Consider the following 15,777-nt stretch of genomic DNA (forward strand, 5'->3'; position numbering starts at 1 on the left):
GATCAGTGCCGCGCGCTTTTTTTCAAGGACAGCAAGCCGCCGCGAATGGCGGCATGCCGTGGATGGCGGCTTAACGCTTGCCGTCCTTCGCGTACACCCGCTCACCCGCCACCCAGGTCTCCAGCACCTGGGTCTTCCAGATGTCTGCCGGCTTGGCCTTGAACAGGTCCTGGTCGACCAGGATGAAGTCGGCCCACTTGCCGGCTTCGAGCGAGCCCAGCGTCTTCTCCTGGTGCTCGGCATAGGCCGCGTCCAGGGTGAAGGCGCGGAATGCCTGCGGCAGGGTCATGGCCTCTTCCGGATGCCAGCCGCGGATCGGGCGGCCTTCATGGTCAGTGCGGGTGACCGCGGCGTGCAGGCCGTAGAACGGGTTGGCCGATTCCACCGGGAAGTCCGAGCCGCCCGCGATCACGGTGCCTTGCTTGAGCAGCGTCTGCCAGGCATAGGCGCCCTTGATGCGATCCTTGCCGACACGGTCTTCGGCCATGTTCATGTCGCTGGTGGCGTGCGTGGGCTGCATCGAGGCGATCAGGTCCAGCGTCTTGAAGCGCGGGATGTCCGACAGCGCGATCACCTGCGCGTGCTCGACGCGGTTACGCAACTGGCGCCCGCCCACGTCCTTGTAGGCCGTTTCCATGGCATCCAGCACCTGGTGGTTGGTGGCATCGCCGATGGCGTGGATGTTGACCTGGTAGCCGGCCTTGATCGCGGTCTTGATCGCGGTCTGCATGGCGGCATCGCTCATGAAGAGCAGGCCGCTGTGCACGTGGTCGTCCGAGTACGGTGCCATCAGCGCGGCGCCGCGGCTGCCCAGTGCGCCGTCGCCATACAGCTTGACCGCGCGCAGGTAGTAGCGGTCGTTGCCATAGCCCACCAGCGGCCCCTTGGCCGACAGCGCCTTGAAGTCGTCGCCGGTGTCGCGGATCATGCCGTAGATGCGCGTGGTCAGCTTGCCCTGGTCGGCGAACTCGCGGTAAATCTTGTCCTCGGCAACGGTCACGCCGGCGTCGCCCGCTGCGGTCAGGCCGAGCGCGTTCATGTGCGCCAGCGAGGCGGCCAGCGCGGCGCGGCGGTCATCGTCGCTGTACGGCGGGATCACGCTGTTGACCAGCGCCATGGCCTTGTCGACCAGCACGCCGGTGGGGTTGCCGTTGGCATCGCGCTCGATGCGTCCGCCGGCCGGGTCCTTGGTGTCGCGCGTGATGCCGGCGGCCTGCAGCGCCTTGGTGTTGAGCCACGCGGCGTGGCCGTCCACGCGCACCAGCCGCACCGGGCGGTCCGACACCGCCGCGTCCAGCTCGGCCGCGGTCGGGAAGCGGCCCAGCTTCCAGTTCACCTGGTTCCAGCCATAGCCCAGCAGCCACTTGCGCTGCGGGTTCTTGTCGCCATAGGCGCGGATCATGCCTTGCGCCTCGGCCAGCGTCCTGGTGCCGGACAGCGAGATCTCGGTGGTCTTGAAGCCCAGGCGGAACACGTGGCCGTGGGCGTCGATCAGGCCCGGCAGCAGGGTCTTGCCCTGGCCGTCGATGCGTTTGGCATCGGGGTACTGCGCGCGCAGTGCGGCGGCGTCGCCGGTGGCCAGCACCTTGCCCTGGTCGAACACCAGGCCGGTGAAGCTGGTGATCTTGTCCTGCTTCAGGGTGTAGCCCTGCACCGATTCCACCAGCGTCGGCGCGGCGTGCGCGGACAGGCTCAGTGCCATGCCGGCGCCAAGCGCCAGCATGCTCATGCGGATTGCTCTCTTCAAAGCGATGCTCCTTGTTGTTGTTGTGCTTGTGCTTTCTTGCTCTTGTGTACTGCTGGTTGTGAAGCGCGCGGGAATGGCGCTTATTCACCGATTGCCGGCACGGCGGCGCGCGCCGGGGCGGCATCGCGTCTGGCCGGCAGGGCGGGGAATTGCATCTCGGCATAGGACACGAAGCGCGTCTTGCGCGCAATGCGATAGCCCAGCCAGATCAGGAGGAAGATCGGGATGCCGATATAGGTGGCGGCCACGCTGACCCAGTCGATCTTGCCGCTGGTGAAAGCCTGGTAGTTCTGCCCAAGCGTCACGATCAGGCACAGCGCAAAGGCGAAGATCGGCCCGTAGGGGAAGAACGGCGAGCGGTAAGGCAGCCGGTCCAGGTCCAGCCCTTGCGCGACAAAGCCCTTGCGGAAGCGGTAATGGCTGACCGCAATGCCCAGCCACGCGATAAATCCGGTCATGCCGGACAGGTTCAGCAGCCACAGGTAGACCGACCTGCTTTCGAACAACGAGGTGAGAAAGCACAGCGCGCCCACCGCGGTAGTGGCCAGCAGCGCCATCAGCGGCACGCCGTTGCGCGTGAGCTGCGCAAAGATGCGCGGCGCGCGGCCTTCGGTGGCCAGGTTGTACAGCATGCGGGTGGAGGCATACATGCCAGAATTGCCGGCCGACAGCACCGCGGTCAGGATCACCGCGTTCATCACGCCTGCCGCAAAGGCCAGGCCCGCATGGCGGAACACCAGCGTGAACGGGCTGACGCCCACGGTCTGCACGTCGTTCTTGAGCAGGTTCGGGTCGGTGTAGGGGATCAGGATGCCGATGATCAGGATCGCCAGCACATAGAACAGCAGGATGCGCCAGAACACCTGGCGCACCGCGCGCGGGATGTTCTTGGCCGGATCGGCCGATTCGCCGGCGGCGACGCCGATCAGCTCGGTGCCCTGGAACGAGAAGCCGGCGATCATGGCCACGCCGATCAGCGCCGGCAGGCCGCCGACGAAGGGCGCGTCGCCGGTGGTCAGGTTGGCCAGTCCGTGGGAGGCCGACACGTCGCCGCGCAGGATGCCGAAGATCATCAGCGTGCCGATGCCGATAAAGGCGATCACCGTCACCACCTTGACCAGCGCGCACCAGTACTCGGCCTCGCCGAAGCCGCGCACCGAGATCGCGTTGAGCAGGAACATCAGGCCCAGGAACAGCGCGCTCCACAGCACGCCCGGCGTGTCGGGGAACCAGTACTGCATCACCAGCTGGGCCGCGGCCAGTTCCACCGCGATGGTCACCGCCCAGTTGTACCAGTAGTTCCAGCCGAGCGCGAAGCCGAAGCCTTCATCGACATAGCGCGCGCCATAGGTGGCGAACGAGCCCGACACCGGCATATAGGCCGCCAGCTCGCCCAGGCTGGTCATCAGGAAATAGACCATCGCCCCGATCAGGATATAGGCGGCCAGCGCGCCGCCGGGGCCGGCCTGTGCGATGGTGGCACCCGAGGCCACGAACAGCCCCGTGCCGATCGAGCCGCCGATGGCGATCATGGTGAGATGGCGTGCCCGCAGGGTGCGGCGCAGCGTCGGCGCGGGGGCGCCGGAAGAGGTGGGCTGGGAAGGTTGGCTTGACATCAGGATCCGGTCTGGGCGCGCGCCAGGACAAAAGGTCGCGAAGGCGCGCAACTATGCCGGCATCGCCGAGAGGCGGCAAGCTGCGCCGAAGCGCCAGCCGCACGGGTCGCGGCGGCCCGCCGCCAGTGCCTCCTCCCGGTTCTACCGGCCGGTATATTGGGCGGCATCATAAGAGAAATCGTTGTGCAGGGAAAGCCGCTGCGCGAGCCGCGCGCCGCCCGGTGTGCCGCATTGGCCGCGTGACCGCATTGCCTGTGCATGCGATGTAGGACAAACACCCGACGCGGAACAGGAATGGCACCGCTGCCACGGCAGCGGCGCGCGGTATATCGTGCGAGGTAGCAGGCGCTGCATGCCGGCCGGCGCGCGGGGCCAGCCCCATCCCATCCCGCCGCAGGGAGACCTCACGGATGTTCCAGACGCTCTGTCATGTTCCGTTCGATACCCGGCCAAGCCGTGCCGCGAGGCACGCGGGCGCCAGCCGGGGCCTGCGCCGGCTGACGGCGGCGATGCTCGGGTCGGCGCTGGCGGCCGGGTTGCTGGCAGGGTGCGCCAGCCTGCCAGCCTCGGCGCAGCGCACCCCCTCGAGCGCCCCGGTCAGTACCGCCGACACCCCGCTGGGCAAGGTGCTGGCGCCGCGCCTGGCGCAGCACCCAGGCGAGTCGCTGTTCTATCCGCTGCAGTCCGGGCCCGACGCGCTCGCTGCGCGGCTGGCGATGGCGCGTGCGGCGCAACGCAGCCTGGACCTGCAGACCTATATCTTCGAGACCACCGGCACCGGCGCCGCCGTGCTGGGCGACATCATCGACGCGGCCGACCGCGGCGTGCGCGTGCGCATGCTGCTCGACGACCTGCATACCGGTGGCATGGACAAGATCCTGTCGGCCATCGATTCGCATCCCAATATCGAGGTGCGACTGTTCAATCCGTTTGCCAACCGCAGCGTGCGCTGGCTGGAAATGCTGGCCGGCTTCAAGCGGCTGGACCGGCGCATGCACAACAAGTCGATGACGGTGGACAACCAGATGACCCTGCTGGGCGGGCGCAATGTCGGCGATGCCTACTTCTCCGCGCGCGCCGACATGGACTTCAGCGACCTCGATGTGCTGATTGCCGGACCGGCGGTGCCGCAGGTATCGGCGGTGTTCGACGAATACTGGAACGACCAGTCCTCATACCCGGTGGTGGCGCTGATCCCCGCAGGCAAGGAAGCGCCGGTTGAGATGCGCAGCCTGCGCAAGGGCCTGGAAGCACGCGGCGACCAGGCCGTCGCCAGCCCCTACGTGAAGGAATTGCTGGAGTCCGGCCTGGCCAAGGGCATCGAGAGCGGCCGCATGCCTGCCTACAGCGGCAAGGCTGTCGTGGTCTCCGACAAGGCCGCCAAGATTACGCACCAGACCGACGACGACCCCGGGCACGCCACCGCCCGGCTCGAGAAAATGATCAACGGCGCGCAGAAGGAAGTGCTGCTGATCTCGCCGTACTTCGTGCCGGACGACGATGGCGAGGCCTGGCTGATCGCCCTGGCAAAGCGCGGCATCCGCGTGCGCATCCTGACCAACTCGTTTGCCGCCACCGATGTCAGCCCGGTGCATGCCGGCTACGCCCCGCACCGGCTGGCGCTGGTGGCCGCGGGCGTCGAGCTGTACGAGCTCAAGCCCAGCGCCTACGCCGAACTGGCAAGCAGCGGCAAGGCCGCGCGCGGTTCGCGCTCGCGCTCATGGCTGTCGTCCAGCCGCGCCAGCCTGCATGCCAAGAACTACATCGTCGACCGGCACCTGGTATTCATCGGCTCGCTCAACATGGACCCGCGCTCGGCCAAGCTCAATACCGAGATGGGCGTCGTGCTGGACAGCCCGGCGCTGGCCGAGCGCATGATCAAGTCCACCGAGCACGGGCTGCTCGACATGGCCTATCGCGTCGGCATGCAGACCGATGGCGACGGCGGCAACCGGCGCCTGACCTGGACCACGCGCGAGAAGGGGCAGCTCATGGTCTATGACAGCGAACCCGGCATGGGTCCGCTGCAGCATCTGGGCATCGGCGTGCTGCGCGTGCTCCCGATCAAGGAAGAGCTATAAGCCTGGCTGCGGTGCTGCACCGCGCCTTTCCTGAACCCGGGTTTGGGCGTATGGTTTTCCGCTTCGTTGCCTGCCGCAAAGGAGCTTCATGAAGGCCGCTGTCCTGTATCAACCCAAGACCCCGCTGATTATCGAAGACGTTGCCATCGGCAAGCCCGGCCCGCGCGAGGTGCTGGTGCGCACCGCCGCCGTGGGCGTGTGCCACTCGGACCTGCATTTCCTGGACGGTGCCTACCCGTACCCGATGCCGGCAATCCTGGGCCACGAGGCCGCGGGTGTGGTCGAGCAGGTCGGCGCCGAAGTGCGCACGGTCAAGCCCGGTGACCACGTGATCACCTGCCTGTCGGCCTACTGCGGCCATTGCGAACACTGCCTGACCGGCCGCCTGTCGCTGTGCATTGAGCCCGATACCCGCCGCCGCGAAGGCGAAGAGCCGCGCCTGATGGCCCGCCAGGGCGGGCCCATGAACCAGTTCCTGAACCTGTCGGCGTTCGCCGAGCAGATGCTGATCCATGAGCACGCGCTGGTGGCAATACGGCGCGACATGCCGCTGGACCGCGCCGCGCTGATCGGCTGCGCGGTCACCACCGGCATGGGCGCGGTGATCCATACCGCGAAGGTGCAGCCGGGCGAGACCATTGCCGTGATCGGCTGCGGCGGCATCGGGCTGGCCACGGTCAACAGCGCCGCCATCGCCGGTGCCGGGCGCATCATCGCCATCGACCGCGTGCCGGCCAAGCTGGAGCTGGCGCGCAGGTTCGGCGCGACCGACGTGATCGACGCCGGCAATGCCGATGTGCTGGATGCCGTGCGCACCCTCACCGGCGGCGGCGTGCACCATGCCTTCGAGGCCATCGGCCTGAAGCAGACCACCGAGCAGGCCTTTGCCATGCTGCGCCGGGGCGGCACCGCCACGGTCATCGGCATGATCGCGCCGGGCGTCAAGATTGAACTGAAGGGCAGCGATTTCCTGGGCGAGAAGCGCATCCAGGGCTCGCTGATGGGCTCCAACCGCTTCCCGGTGGACATGCCGCGCATGGTGGACTTCTATATGGCCGGCCGCCTGCACCTGGACGAACTGATCGCGCAGCGCCTGCCGCTGGAGCGCATCAACGATGCCTTCGACCAACTGCGCCGCGGCGAGCTGGCGCGCTCGGTGATCCTGTTCGATTAAGGGCCGCCGCCCACAGCGCCATGGTTCGCGCTGTGGGACAATCGCGGCGCACCGCAATGACGAGGCGCCGCATGAAGACAATCGAATGGAAGGACTGGGAGATTTTTTGCCGCGTGGTGGAAGGCGGCGGCTTCACCCAGGGGGCCGAGCTGGCAGAGGTACCCAAATCTTCCGCCAGCGCCGCGGTGGCACGGCTGGAAGGCCAGCTAGGCATCCGCCTGTTCGAGCGCACCACGCGCCGCGTGCGCGTGACCGAACGCGGCCAGCGCCTGTATGAGCGCGTGGCGCCGCTGTTCGCCGAACTCCATGAAATCAGTGCCGAGACCACCTCGGACAGCGCCGAAGTCAGCGGCCTGCTGCGCATCTCCACCCCCTATGAAGTCGGCTCCCAGCATCTGTCCGAAAGCCTGACGCGCGTGCTGCGCGCCCACCCCGGCCTGCGCGTGCAGGTCGATGTCAGCTGGGACCAGCCCGACCTGATCCGCCACGGCTACGACCTCGCGTTCGTGATGACCGACACCGCGCTGCACGACACCTCGTTCGCCAGCAAGCGCGTGGTGCTGGTTGAGCGCGCCTTCTATGCCGCGCCGGCACTGATCAAGACGCGCGGGCTGCCGCGCACGCCGCAGGACCTGCAGGGGTGGCCCACGCTGGGCAATGCCGACGACCGCCACTGGGAGTTCCTGCGCGACGGCGTGGAGATTGCACGCCAGGATGTCGAGCCGCGCATCTGCACCCATAACGCCGAGCTGCGGCTCAAGGCGGCGCTCGACGGGCTGGGCGTGACGCGGCTGTCGCCGCGCTTCGTGCAGGATGCGGTCGGTCAGGGGCAACTGGTGCGGGTGCTGCCGGGCTATGCCTCATCGCCGCTGAAGGTCTACGTGCTGATGCCGGCGCGCAAGCTGATGCCGGCCAGCGTGCGGGTGCTGCTGGACATGCTGGAGCAGACGCTGGGGGTGCCGGAGGCGCGGCGCCCGTACGGCAAGCGGAGGGAGAACGCTTAGCTGCCGCGGCCTCCGCTTGCGGGCATCGGTCAATAAGGCTGCTCGGCCGGCCGCACGTCAAAGTGCAGCACTTCGGCAAGATCCAGCATCTCCTCGTCGTCCTCGCTGCGCGTGATCCAGCCGCCGTAGGCGTCGCCGCCGGTATCCCAGTTCCACAGCGTATAGCCGGCCACGCGCAATTGGTTGTGCGCCAGCTCCATCAGTTCCGGCACGCTGGTGGTCTCCAGGAAGGCTTCTTCCTCGGGGTCGTCGCTGCCCCAGTCGATCTCCAGGTCGATCCGTTCGCACAACTGGTTCAGGCAGCCGATAAAGGACTGGGCATCCTTCCAGTCGACAAAGAACCCGGACTGCCAGTCGATGACCTCACGGATCACCCACAGCAGTTCCTGGCCATCGGTGTCATCGTCCTCGGCATCGAGCAGGGCATCTTCAAACATCGACAGCTGCGCCGAGGTCTGCGCGCTGTCGCCAAGGTTGATCAGGGCGAAGAAACGCGCAATCGCGTCCTGCGTGTCGTCGTCCAGGGGTGTGGCCATCTTGTTTTCTCCTGTTGCTTGCTGCGGTCTCCTAGGCCGCGATGCGAATGATCTCGCGTTGGCCCGCCGGTGTCACGCGCAACGCGCGCGAGGTGCGCGTAGGCTCGACCCAGCCGCGCGACAGCAGGCTGCCCAACAGCGCCGCGCCAAGCGCGCCGCCCAGGTGCGGCTTGCGCTCGCTCCAGTCCGGGCAGGTGCAGGCAAACTGGCGCCGCTTGCGCCGCGCCGCCTCCACGTCGACACCCAGCCCCGCCAGCGCCTGCGCGCCGTCGCCGCTCAGGTCTACGCGCTGTCCGTCCAGCATCAGCCAGCCCGAATGCGTCATCCGCTCGAACAGGCCCACGGCCAGCTCGCCCGCCAGGTGGTCATAGCAGGTGCGCGCCTGGCGCAGCGCCGGTGGCGCGGTGCGCGATGCCGGCACGTCGCGCAGCCGCGGCGGCTGGCTGGCCAGCGACGCCGATGCCAGCGCCTCGATCGCCACGCCGATCTCCGGCGCGGCCAGGCGGTAGTAGCGGTTGCGCCCGCGCGTCTCGGCCACCAGCAGCCCGCCTTCGGTCAAGCGGGCCAGGTGGCCGCTGGTGGAGGAGGCCGACAGCCCGGCGATCAGCGCCAGCTCGCCGGCGGGCCGGGCGCTGCCGTCCATCAGCGCCCACAGCATGGCCGCGCGGCCGGGATCGGCGAGCAGGGCGGCGAGGTGGCTGATGCCCGGGGTGTAATCCATGGTTTGGCTCCGGATGAAAGGTGGCATGCGGAGTATAGGCGGCACACGCCAGCGAGTTGGCAATCGGGCGCTGCCACTGCGGGAAAACCCTCTTTTGACAGTAGCTCAACCCCCCGACTATAGTGTCTCGACACTGGTCATACCAGTATGACCAGAACGGCAAAAAATCGTATGTTCAGGGGGATTACAGAGCATGAAACGAGTTCGCAGCAGCTTGGCAGGCCTCTCCATCCTATGGGGATGTTTCTCACCGATTGCCGCGGACGCCAAGCCCGCAGACGGCACGCTTGTCGCAGCGGTCGCGAGAGAAATATTGGTATTGGACAATTTCAACTCCACCTCTCGCGAGAACGAAATCCTCAGTCTCCTGATTGACGATTCTCTCTTCTACATCGACCCGGCGACGCAGCAGCCGACGCCCTTGCTGGCAAAGAGCTACCGATATCTCGAACCGACCGTTCTTGAAGTCACCCTGCGTGAGGACATCCAGTTCCATGACGGCAGCAAAGTGACAGCCGACGACGTCATCTATACATTCCAGTCCATCATCAATCCCAAAAGCACTGCCAAGAAGGGGGATCAGTTCAAGCGATGGCTGGCGAAAGTAGAGAAGGGGGAAGCGCCTGGTACCGTGGTGTTCAGAATGAAGGGCGCGAATCCTCTGGCGCTGCATTTTCTGGCAACGACAGGTCGGGTTGTCAAGAGCGGAACGTACGACAAAGCGGGGACGCCCAGCGGCCTGGATGTCGAGGCGCAGTCGCGAAAAATGGTGGGGACTGGCCCCTATAAAGTCACCTCGTTCCTGCCCGGACGAGAAGTCGTGCTGGAAAAGTTTGCCGGCTATCGCAAGGAATCCCCGAAAGGCACGCCAGAAATCCCGCGCATTCGCATCAAGGTGATTCCAGACTACGCAACTCAGGTAGCGGAGGTTCTTTCCGGCGGCGTTCATTGGACATACAACATTCCAACGGACATTGCCGATGAGGTTGGAAGTACCAAGCAAGCAGTCTTTGTGGCGTCGCCGTCCATGCGCATCGGCTTCATCGTGCTGGACGCGGCCGGGCGCACCGGCAAGGACAATCCTTTTACCAAGCTGAAGGTACGTCAGGCCCTCAACTACGCGGTGGACCGGGAGGCTCTGACAAGGCAGCTCATTCGCGGACGTTCGGCTCCTGCCTATACCCCCTGCTTGCCGATACAGTTCGGCTGCGCCCAGGACGTCACCAAGTACAACTACAACATCGCAAAGGCGAAGCAACTTCTTACTGAGGCGGGTTATCCGAACGGACTTCAGTTTGATCTGTGGGCATCGCGTGAAAAGGAAACGCTGGAAGCTGTCGTCGCGATGTGGCGAAAGGCCGGAATCAACGCCAATCTGCGCGTCGCCAAATCGCCCGCTGTGCTCAAGGCGCGCGATGAAAACCAGATCTCAGCATATTTCGAGAACAACGGCTCCCTGGGCGTCGCGGATGCTGGCGCGCTCTTGCCCAATCTGTTCGGCAAGGGCTCGCCCAGTGACTTCCATCACGACCAGCGACTGTATTCGAGTCTCGAACAGTTCCTGTCCACAACCGACATCCCAGCACGTAAGGAGCTCGGGCGGGAGGCGGTGAGTCGCATTCTTGACCAAGCCTACTGGGTACCTCTGTTTGAATTCACCCAGAACTTCGTCCTGGCGCCGGATCTGAATTTTCCGCAGGCTGCTGACGGCATGCCACGGCTGTATCTAGCCACGTGGAAGGCAAAGAAGTGAATGAACTAGGGAAACGACATCGTGCTTAGATTCGTTACGCAGAAGATCCTGTTGGCAATCGCCGTCGCCTTGACGGCGTCGATTGTCACCTTTGCGCTGCTCAACTTTGCCGTCGACCCGGCCGCGGCTATCGTTGGCGATACCGATGACCCGGCCGTAATCGCGCAAGTCCGCGCAGACCTCGGGTTGGACAGGCCCGCGTCAGAGCGGTACGTGACATGGGTGGGCGGGCTGTTAAAAGGTGACCTGGGCGTCAGCTATGTCATGAAGCAGCCAGTCATGGAAATTATCCTCGAGCATGCACCGGTCACCATCCGACTGGCGCTGAGCGGGATGCTGGTCACCATCCTGATCGGCCTGCCACTTGGTGTCGCTGCCGCACTGCGGCCAGGCAGCTGGATAGACCGCACCGCGCTCTCAGTCGCAGCCGCCATACAGGCCGCCCCGAATTTCTGGGTAGGACTGTTGTTCATCCTGTTTTTCGCCGTTCACCTCGGCTTGCTTCCGGTGTCCGGAGACGACTCGTGGCAGAGCTACATCATGCCGGCGGTGATTCTCGGCAAAGGTGCGGTCCCGAATGTCATGCGGCTGACCAGGTCGGGGCTGATGGAAGTACTTTCGGCGGACTTTATCCGGACCGCCCGGGCAAAAGGGTTCTTCGGCTGGAGCCTTCTGCGTCGCCACGCCATGCGTAACGCGATTCTTCCGGTGGTGAGCGTGCTCGCCATCGAACTGGGGAACAAGCTGGGAGGATCGGTCGTTACCGAGGTCGTCTTTGCCATGAATGGATTGGGCCGGTTGGCACTGAATTCAGTGCTTACCGGTGACATCCCTACCTTACAGATGCTGGTGCTTGTCTTCGCGGTGATGTTTGTGCTGATGACTTTTGTGTCAGACGTCCTCAACGCCTGGCTTGACCCACGAATTAGGCTTGCATGAGATGACCGATATTGCTCTGACTACGGAAGTAAGCGCCTCATCGAATGCTGAAAGGCGCGACAGTCTGCCAAAACGAATCCTTCGCAACCGAAGCGTGCGCATTGGTGGTGGGGTGGTACTTGCCTACATCATGGTTGCGCTTTTCGGGCCGCTGATTTGGACGACAGACCCATACGCGCAGGATCTGATGATGCGACTGCGCCCGCCGGCTTGGGATGCCAGGGGCGCACTCCAGCATCCGCTCGGCACGGACCAGCTGGGTAGAGACGTTCTTGCGCGCCTGCTCGAGGGCGCGCGAGTATCGCTCACCATTGGCTTCTGCGCCGCGTCTATCGGCGCCGTCATCGGAATAACGTTGGGTTCGATCGCCGGATACTTCGGGCGCCTGGTTGACCACGCTGTCATGTTCGGCCTTACGTGCAAGCTTGCGCTTCCGAGCTTGCTCCTGGCGATGACCCTGATCTATTTCATTCAGCCGTCGCTCACGACCGTCGTCTGCGTTATCGGGCTGATGCACTGGACGCTCTATCTGGTCGTGACGCGCAGCGCAACGCAGCGGATTCGAGAACTGGACTATGTCAAGGCATCGAAATTGGCTGGCGCCAGTGCTCGCCAAATCATCGTCTGGGACATCCTGCCTAACCTGGCTGGGTCGCTATTGGTCGTATTCACTGCGGAAGTGGCGGTTTCTATCCTGGCAGAAGCGTCGCTGTCGTTCCTTGGCGTCGGAGTGCCTTCGCCCATCCCGTCCTGGGGGTTGATGATCTCGGAAGGCAAGGCGGTGATGTTCCTCAATCCATGGATTGTCTTGCTGCCCGGCGCATCTCTCTTTCTTCTCGTGATAGGCGTGAACCTGCTCGGCGATGGGTTGCGCGATGTCATCCAGCCACAGACTCGGGATTGAACGCCATGCTTCTTGAAGTAGAGAATCTCAGCATCAAGCTGCCGCTGGAGAACAGGCGCACATTGCATGCTGTCCGTAACGTCAGCCTCAAAATCGACAAGGGAGAGTGCCTCGGAGTAGTCGGTGAGTCAGGTTCCGGCAAGTCGCTAACTGCGCTTTCGATTCCACGATTGCTGCCACGGCGCGCACAGTGCTCGGCTGACACGCTGCGCGTAAATGGCCTGGACCTGACCAGCATGTCTGAGCGCGACCTGGCGAGCACCGTGCGAGGGACTCAGGTTGGATACATCTTCCAGGAGCCAATGACGGCCTTGAACCCCGTCTACAGCATCGGCAGGCAGTTGACGGAGACAATGCGGCGCCACCAGGCGGTGGCCAGCGACCATGCCCGCAGACGCGCGATTGAGCTGCTGGAGCGGGTGGGTATTGCCTCGCCGGCCAAGCGTATGACATCGTTCCCGCATGAGTTCTCCGGTGGGCAACGCCAGCGCATCATGATTGCCATGGCGCTCATGAATCGCCCGCAGCTGCTCATCGCCGACGAGCCCACTACGGCCCTGGATGTCACGGTCCAAAAGCAGATCCTGGACTTGTTGGATGACCTGCGTCGAGAGCTCGGCATGGGATTGCTGCTGATCTCCCACAATTTGGGGGCCGTAGCATCAGTCGCCGACAACGTTGCCGTCATGTACGCCGGAGAAATCGTAGAAGCCGCACCGACGAGCACACTCTTCGCCGCATCGCGGCATCCCTATACGCAGGGCCTGCTACGGTCGATCCCGGACCTTGGGAAGCATGAGGCCGGCACTCTGCTTCCTACACTACCGGGCACCGTCCAGTCCTTCTATTCCCAGCCAGCCAGCTGCGTCTTCGAGCGTCGGTGCAAGTACGCATTCGCCAGATGCGGTCTCGAAGCGCCGAAGCTTCGTGCCTACGACAAGAAGCACTCTGGTGCATGTCACCTTGCCAGCGCCCCGCAGCCGGAGGAAGTCGAGACACCTATGGCTATGTTGCGGAGGCCGGCGGGAGATGTACTGCTGGAAGCAAAGGACATCTCCATGACGTACCAGGTCCGCGGCGGCCTGTTCAAGCCACGGCTCTCGCTCAAGGCTGTGGTTGACGTGTCCTTGCGTCTTCAGAAGGGCCGGACACTGGCCATCGTGGGTGAGTCGGGATGCGGGAAGTCCACGCTTGCTCGGATGCTTCTCGGGTTGGAGCAGCCAGTTTCAGGAGAAGTGCTGCTCGATGAACGTCCCATTGGAGCGTATGAGCCCGCGCAGCGGGCAGCCCTTGTGCAGACCGTATTTCAGGATCCCTACTCATCGCTCAATCCGAGTCGCAGGGTGAGCGAGATTGTACGGCGGCCGCTTGACCTGTCTGCGGCCATGCCCGCGGCACAACGTGACGCGCACGTGACCAGCTTGCTCGGGAAGGTCGGTCTGCCAACCCGGCTTCACCACGCTTCACCCGGGCAGCTATCCGGTGGGCAGCGCCAACGCGTTGCAATTGCACGTGCCCTTGCAACCAACCCGGCATTGATTGTCTGCGACGAGCCGACGTCGGCGCTGGATGTCTCGGTTCAAGCTCAGATCCTGAACCTTCTGCTGCAACTTCGGAAGGAGTTTCAGCTGACGCTGGTGTTTATCAGCCATGACCTCGCTGTGGTGGGTCATATGGCAGATGAGATTGCCGTGATGTATCTGGGTGAAGTCGTCGAATATGGACCTGCCGAGCAGGTTCTGGGAAATCCGGCCCATCCCTATACCAAAGCGCTGCTCGCAAGTACGCCGACCTTGGTGCGGCGGGAACAGGATGAAGCGAATCGAATCCTGGCGGGCGTTGCGAACCCAATGCAAAGGCCGGAAGGCTGCTGCTTCTCCCCGCGGTGCCCGTATCGGTCGGACGTGTGCAATGAACGGCCGGCGTTGAGCGAGTATGGGGACGGGCGTGCTGTCCGGTGCCATTACGCGAACTCGCTGGTCGAGGCCGATTCATCTTTGATGCAGGATACTTATTCTCGCAATGACATGGGTGTGGAGTCCATGACTTTGCGAGCATGAGAGTTCTTCGCCAGCCGCGGGTTGCTGCCTATTACCTGATTCATACCTCGGCCCAGATTGGGACATGGGTTCAGCAGGTGGTCGTGGGATGGTACGCATGGGAGCAAACTCATTCTGAACTGCTGCTCGGCATTCTGATCTTCGTCCAGTTTGCACCATCCTTCGTCGTATCCCCGCTCGCGGGGATACTGGTCGACCGAGGCAAGGTCAGGCAAGTCGTCCGCATCGCTGATGCGACCTGTGGTCTGACGTCCTTAGTCCTGGCGGCGCTTGCCGTCACCGGAAACCTGACGATTTTCGCGTTGCTTGCGTGTGCGCTACTCGTCGGGATATGCGGAAGCTTTTCGCAGCCGGCCCGCCAGGTATTGCTCACCAAGCTGGTCGAGAAGACCGAAATCGCCAGTGCTGTGTCGGTGAACTCTGTCTCGATGAATATCGCACGTTCTGTCGGCCCGCTTGGGGCGGCGTACTTGATAACGAACAATCTCTCGTTTTTTGCGTTCGCGTTGAGTGGCGTCACCGCACTGGCAGATGCCATGTTTGTGCGAGTTCTCTCCGGAAATGACGGTGAGACCAAGCCAGTACGGCCGCCCAGGCGGGAATCCTTCCTCGTAACGCTGAAGGGTGCATTCACCGCAGTCCTTGACGACCGATCCATGCGCCTGGTCTTCCTGGTCTACCTTGCGTATGCGATGCTGGGTCGCCCCGTTATCGACATGCTGCCGGCAATCGTCGACAGCATCCTGCGACAGGATGCAAGGGTGCTTGGCAATATCAATGCATTGTTTGGAGTCCTTGCTATTGCGGCTGGCCTCTTGCTTTCGCTTGTCAGTCACATTCGGACGCTGCTGAAGGTCCAGGTGACTTCGCTTGTCTTTCTCGCCTCAGGCACCGCAATGCTTTCGCTATCGTCCTCGGAACTAGGCGGTTATTTCGCCATCGGGATTTTTGCGCTCGGTCAGGCCGCTGTGAACATCTGCTCAAGTGCATTCGCTCAAATGCAAGCCGTTGAGACGCATAAGGGTAGGGTAGTCGCGCTCCACGTCATGACGTTTCGCGCCGGCGCTGCCGTGGGTGGCTTGCTCGTTGGATATGTGGCAGGGCTGATGGGCCTGGCGAACGCCATGATAGCCATCGCTGCGTGCCTATCCATCGTGTTCGCGTGTGCCATCGGAACCGCCATGCGTTTCCGCGGTTGATGTTGTTCAATGGCCTTGGCTTGGCCAGGCCCCTGCATTGCCT

Annotated in this window: 12 protein-coding genes; 8 read left to right on the top strand and 4 right to left on the bottom strand. The window is 63.9% G+C overall.

Features of this window, described 5'->3' with window-relative positions:
* Window positions 1-70: 70 nt before the first annotated feature.
* Entirely contained in the window at window positions 71-1,747 is a 1,677-nt protein-coding gene (locus AC3WRI_RS13740) for an amidohydrolase (protein ID WP_037024735.1), read from the bottom strand.
* An 80-nt stretch (window positions 1,748-1,827) separates the two neighbouring features.
* Window positions 1,828-3,363, bottom strand: coding sequence for an amino acid permease (locus tag AC3WRI_RS13745; protein WP_010810746.1), 1,536 nt, complete (start codon window positions 3,361-3,363; stop codon window positions 1,828-1,830).
* 410 nt (window positions 3,364-3,773) lie between these two features.
* On the opposite strand from AC3WRI_RS13745, the gene AC3WRI_RS13750 reads away from it, so the two are divergent.
* The 3 genes from AC3WRI_RS13750 (at window position 3,774) to AC3WRI_RS13760 (ending at window position 7,622) form a co-directional block, all read left to right on the top strand.
* A complete protein-coding gene (locus tag AC3WRI_RS13750; RefSeq protein ID WP_010810745.1) occupies window positions 3,774-5,444 on the top strand; it encodes a phospholipase D family protein in 1,671 nt (556 codons plus the stop codon).
* A gap of 88 nt (window positions 5,445-5,532) precedes the next feature.
* The gene (locus tag AC3WRI_RS13755; protein WP_492293423.1) at window positions 5,533-6,618 is read left to right on the top strand and encodes a Zn-dependent alcohol dehydrogenase; all 1,086 of its coding nucleotides are present in this window, start codon (window positions 5,533-5,535) and stop codon (window positions 6,616-6,618) included.
* 71 nt (window positions 6,619-6,689) lie between these two features.
* A complete protein-coding gene (locus AC3WRI_RS13760) occupies window positions 6,690-7,622 on the top strand; it encodes a LysR family transcriptional regulator (protein WP_492293424.1) in 933 nt (310 codons plus the stop codon).
* A gap of 29 nt (window positions 7,623-7,651) precedes the next feature.
* Here AC3WRI_RS13760 and AC3WRI_RS13765 read toward each other — a convergent pair whose 3' ends face one another.
* Window positions 7,652-8,158 carry a DUF6630 family protein gene (locus tag AC3WRI_RS13765; RefSeq protein WP_010810742.1) on the bottom strand — a complete coding sequence of 169 codons (507 nt, stop codon included), beginning with the start codon at window positions 8,156-8,158 and terminating at the stop codon, window positions 7,652-7,654.
* A 31-nt stretch (window positions 8,159-8,189) separates the two neighbouring features.
* The gene (locus tag AC3WRI_RS13770; RefSeq protein WP_011617900.1) at window positions 8,190-8,879 is read right to left on the bottom strand and encodes an ArsR/SmtB family transcription factor; all 690 of its coding nucleotides are present in this window, start codon (window positions 8,877-8,879) and stop codon (window positions 8,190-8,192) included.
* Between the two features lie 193 nt (window positions 8,880-9,072).
* On the opposite strand from AC3WRI_RS13770, the gene AC3WRI_RS13775 reads away from it, so the two are divergent.
* From AC3WRI_RS13775 to AC3WRI_RS13795, 5 genes are read left to right on the top strand one after another with little or no spacing between them, the layout of a single operon-like run.
* Window positions 9,073-10,632, top strand: a complete 1,560-nt coding sequence (locus tag AC3WRI_RS13775) for an ABC transporter substrate-binding protein (RefSeq protein ID WP_058697399.1) — start codon at window positions 9,073-9,075, stop codon at window positions 10,630-10,632.
* Window positions 10,633-10,653: 21 nt separating this feature from the next.
* Window positions 10,654-11,571 carry an ABC transporter permease gene (locus tag AC3WRI_RS13780; protein WP_492293425.1) on the top strand — a complete coding sequence of 306 codons (918 nt, stop codon included), beginning with the start codon at window positions 10,654-10,656 and terminating at the stop codon, window positions 11,569-11,571.
* Between the two features lies 1 nt (window position 11,572).
* Window positions 11,573-12,475 (top strand): ABC transporter permease, encoded by a 903-nt coding sequence (locus AC3WRI_RS13785; RefSeq protein WP_011617897.1) that lies wholly within the window; start codon window positions 11,573-11,575, stop codon window positions 12,473-12,475.
* Between the two features lie 5 nt (window positions 12,476-12,480).
* Window positions 12,481-14,535, top strand: coding sequence for a dipeptide ABC transporter ATP-binding protein (locus AC3WRI_RS13790; RefSeq protein ID WP_492293426.1), 2,055 nt, complete (start codon window positions 12,481-12,483; stop codon window positions 14,533-14,535).
* Window positions 14,532-15,734: an MFS transporter gene (locus tag AC3WRI_RS13795; RefSeq protein ID WP_492293427.1), complete on the top strand. Its 1,203-nt coding sequence runs from the start codon at window positions 14,532-14,534 to the stop codon at window positions 15,732-15,734. Before AC3WRI_RS13790 ends, AC3WRI_RS13795 begins: the two co-directional genes overlap by 4 nt.
* Window positions 15,735-15,777: the final 43 nt, after the last annotated feature.

The organism is Cupriavidus sp. FW305-27, assembly GCF_058787995.1.

Bases quoted from the DNA above. Each gene is read 5' to 3' on its own strand.
- AC3WRI_RS13770 (WP_011617900.1), bottom strand. From the start codon at position 8,879: ATGGATTACACCCCGGGCATCAGCCACCTCGCCGCCCTGCTCGCCGAT.
- AC3WRI_RS13750 (WP_010810745.1), top strand. From the start codon at position 3,774: ATGTTCCAGACGCTCTGTCATGTTCCGTTCGATACCCGGCCAAGCCGT.
- AC3WRI_RS13760 (WP_492293424.1), top strand. From the start codon at position 6,690: ATGAAGACAATCGAATGGAAGGACTGGGAGATTTTTTGCCGCGTGGTG.
- AC3WRI_RS13795 (WP_492293427.1), top strand. From the start codon at position 14,532: ATGAGAGTTCTTCGCCAGCCGCGGGTTGCTGCCTATTACCTGATTCAT.
- AC3WRI_RS13745 (WP_010810746.1), bottom strand. From the start codon at position 3,363: ATGTCAAGCCAACCTTCCCAGCCCACCTCTTCCGGCGCCCCCGCGCCG.
- AC3WRI_RS13790 (WP_492293426.1), top strand. From the start codon at position 12,481: ATGCTTCTTGAAGTAGAGAATCTCAGCATCAAGCTGCCGCTGGAGAAC.
- AC3WRI_RS13755 (WP_492293423.1), top strand. From the start codon at position 5,533: ATGAAGGCCGCTGTCCTGTATCAACCCAAGACCCCGCTGATTATCGAA.
- AC3WRI_RS13785 (WP_011617897.1), top strand. From the start codon at position 11,573: ATGACCGATATTGCTCTGACTACGGAAGTAAGCGCCTCATCGAATGCT.
- AC3WRI_RS13765 (WP_010810742.1), bottom strand. From the start codon at position 8,158: ATGGCCACACCCCTGGACGACGACACGCAGGACGCGATTGCGCGTTTC.
- AC3WRI_RS13775 (WP_058697399.1), top strand. From the start codon at position 9,073: ATGAAACGAGTTCGCAGCAGCTTGGCAGGCCTCTCCATCCTATGGGGA.